This window comes from Promineifilum sp. (SeqCode), from assembly GCF_041918635.1.
GTDB lineage: Bacteria > Chloroflexota > Anaerolineae > Promineifilales > Promineifilaceae > Promineifilum.
On record NZ_JAYRVJ010000578.1, the window covers coordinates 1 to 3,602 of the forward strand.

2 protein-coding genes are annotated in these 3,602 nt (G+C 68.0%); both read left to right on the forward strand.

Annotated elements, in window-relative coordinates; genetic code table 11:
* Positions 1–150: 150 nt before the first annotated feature.
* The gene (locus ACE3UY_RS17240) at positions 151–2,637 is read left to right on the forward strand and encodes a DNA internalization-related competence protein ComEC/Rec2 (protein ID WP_374688725.1); all 2,487 of its coding nucleotides are present in this window, start codon (positions 151–153) and stop codon (positions 2,635–2,637) included.
* Between the two features lie 107 nt (positions 2,638–2,744).
* On the forward strand, positions 2,745–3,602 hold an 858-nt coding region (locus ACE3UY_RS17245), incomplete at its 3' end, for a Na/Pi cotransporter family protein (protein ID WP_374688726.1).

Genomic DNA, 3,602 nt, shown 5'->3' on the forward strand with positions numbered 1-3,602 from the left:
CCTGCTGGCGCTCTACGCCGTTCTGGTGGGGGCCGCGCCGTCGGTGGTGCGGGCGACGGTCATGGGCAAGCTATCCCCAATGTCTTCGAGTAGTCGGTCTTCTCGCTGGTTGACACCCCATCTAACGGCGCTATAGTAGCGCACTAACCCGTGCCCGTAATAGGCGCGGCGTCAAGCCCGTTCATCCCACTCAACGCCATGCCCACCACGGAGCCTACCCCCGCCGGTTCCCCCAACACCCCTGTTGACTCCCGCTACTACCTGGCCGTGGTCGCCGGCGCGGGCTGGCTGATTGGTATTGGGCTGGCGTCGCTCGCGCCGCTGGGGGTGCTTTACTGGCTGCTGGCGGCTGGGGCGGCGCTGGTCGCCGCGATCGCCTTCTGGCGGGTGGGGCGGGTGGGGCTGGCGCTGGCGGGGCTGGCCGCGCTGGCTTTGGGCGGGGCGCGCTACGTCGCCGCCACGCCGCCGGCCGATCCCGGCCGCATCGACTTCTACGCCGGGGCGACGGGCGTCAAGCTAGCCGGCCGCGTCGCCGCCGAACCGGAACTGGGCGACACCCGCGCCCGTCTGCGCGTCGCCGCCGCCGAACTGGTGATGGATGGCCGTGTTCTCCCGGTCGCGGGCGACATCCTGGTCGAGACGCGGCGCTACCCAATCATCGGCTACGGCGCGAGCTTGCGGTTGACCGGCGACCTGGAAGCGCTCGACGCGCTGGACAACGCCGACTACGCCGCCTACCTAGGACGCCAGGGCATCCGCGCCATCATGCGCTTCCCGGAGGTCGCCGTGGTCGCCGGGGAAGGGGGCAGCCCGCTCTACCGGGCCATGCTGGCCGCCAGGGAGCGCGGCCGGGCTGTCATCCGCGCCGCCCTGCCGGAGCCGCAGGCCGCTCTGCTGACCGGCATCCTGCTCGGCGACGACAGCGGCCTGCCCGACACCACGGCCGACGCCTTCCAGGCGACGGGCATGACCCACATCATCGCCATCTCCGGCTTCAACATCGTGATCATCATCGGCCTGCTCGATTGGCTGACGGGGGCGTTCCTGCCGCGCCGGCCGGCGACGCTGATAGTCATGCTCCTGCTAATCCTCTACGCCGTCCTGGTGGGAGCCGCGCCGTCGGTGGTGCGGGCGACGGTCATGGGTATCACCTACCTGTTGGGCCTGCGGCTCCTCGGCCGGCGGACGCTGGCCGTGGCCGGCCTCTTCGTCGCCGCGGCGCTGATGACCCTGTTCGATCCGCTGGCCCTGTGGAGCGTGGGCTTCCAACTGAGCTTCGCCGCCACGCTGGGGCTGATGCTCTACGCCTCGGCCTGGACGCGGCGCATCGAGCGGGGCGCGGAGGCGCTGCTGACGCCCAGGGCGCAGCCAGCGGTCAAGCGGCTGCTGGGCGAAGGGCTGACCGTCACGCTGGCCGCGCAGGTGCTGACCGTGCCCTTGCTGCTCTACCACTTCGGCCGCCTCTCCCTGGCCAGCCTGCCGGCCAACCTGCTGGCGCTGCCCGCCCAACCGGGTGTGATGTTGACCGGCGGGCTGGCGCTGCTGGCCGGGCTGATCCACCCGGCCGCCGGGCGCATCGCCGCCCTGCCGGCCTGGCTTTTCCTGACTTACACCGTGGGCGTCATCCATTGGCTGGCGCGCGCGCCGGGCGCGTCCATACCGCTGGCTCTCTCGCCGGGCGGGCTGCTCGCGGTCTACGCGGCCATCGCCGGGCTGACCCTCCTGGCCGCGCTGCCCCGCGAGCGGCGGCGCGACCTGCTCGGCCGGGTACACATCGGGCGGCGCGCCGGGGTGGCCCTGGGTGTGGTGGCTGTGCTGGCGCTGCTGGGGCTATTCTGGCTGCGCGAGCGGCCGGACGGCCGCCTGCACGTCGCCTTTCTGGACGTGGGCCAGGGGGACGCCATCCTCATCCAGACCCCCGCCGGCCGGCAAGTGCTGGTGGATGGCGGGCGCTACCCGAGCCGGCTGCTGGAGGAACTGGGCGAGCAGATGCCCTTCTGGGATCGCTCCCTCGACGTGGTCATCGCCACCCACCCCGACGCCGACCATGCCGACGGGCTGATCAGCGCCGTCGAACGCTACGACGTGGCCCAACTGGTGACTAACGGCGCGGACGGGGACGACGATGCGGCCTTCGGGGCGCTGCTGCTGGCGGCGGCGACCGATGGCGCGATCCACGTCGCCCAGGCAGGCGAGACGCTCGATCTGGGCGACGGCGCGCGGCTGGAAATCCTGCAGGTCGGCGCGCCGGGGGCCGAGGAGGGCAACGACGCCTCGATCGTGGCCCGGCTGGTCTATGGCGATCTGGCCGTACTGCTGACCGGGGACGCGGCTGAGGCGGCCGAGGCGGCGCTGCTGGCCGGCGGCCGGCCGCTGGCGGCGACGGTGCTGAAGGCCGGCCACCACGGCGCGAACACCTCGTGCGGCGCGGACTTCTTGCGGGTCGTCGCGCCCCAGGTCGTGGTCATCTCCGTTGGGGCCGACAACTCCTACGGCCACCCGGCCCCGGCCATGCTCCAGCGCGTTGCCGCGCAGGGGGCGACCGTGCTACGAACGGATGAGGTGGGGACGATTGAGTTGGTGAGCGATGGGCGGCAGATGTGGTGGGAGACGGAACGGCTGGTGGCGGAACCATAGGTAGGCCGCTATAATCCGCCACGGCGTAGTTTCTTAAGCGTGATGAGCATTACAACCCGCACCGGCATCGTGCTGTGTTGTTATCCCCGTAGACAAAGGAGCGTCCTATGCTGGGCTTTGTCCAAATATTAGGCGGCTTGGGGCTATTTATCTTCGGCATCTCGTTGCTCAGTTCGGGCATGGAGAAGCTGGCCGGAGACCAGATTCAGAAGTGGCTTGACCGGGTGACCAACAGCCGGATCAAGAGTGTGGCTTTTGGCACGGCCGCCACGGCTCTTCTGCAAAGTAGTGGGCTGCTGATGGTCACGATGATCGGGCTGGTCAATGCTAACCTGATGACGGTTGTACAGGCCATCAGCGTGATGCTGGGCCAGGAAATCGGCACCACGGTCACCGCCCAAATCGTCGCCTTCGAGATCGGCAACTTCCGGCTGATCCTGGTCATCCTGGGACTAATCTTCCTGGAATTCTTCCCCAATCGCGACTGGCGGAAGTTCGGTCAGATCTTTATGGGTCTTGGCATCATCTTTGTTGGGATGAGCTATATGTCAAGCGCACTGACCGTGCTGGTCGAAATCCCGTGGATTCACACGCTTCTGACCACAATGGGGCAGTATCCGTGGGTAGGTGTATTGGGCGGCATCATCGCAACCTCTATCACTCAAAGCAGCACGGCTGTGACGAGCATGGCCGTGGCCATGGGTGTGAGCCAGGCCATCGCTCTGGAGGGGGCTATCGGCATCATCCTGGGGGCCAATATCGGCTCCTGTATTACCGGCTTGATCGCCGCCGTGCGCCTCTCAGCAACCGCCCGGCAGGTGTCTTACGCCCAAATCTTCATCAACGTCGTTGGCGTGTTGATCTTCTTGCCCTTTATCCCTCAGTTTGCCAGCTTCATCGAGCGTACATCGCCCGAATTGCCGCGCCAGATCGCCAACGCGCATACCATCTTCAACGTTTCTGTC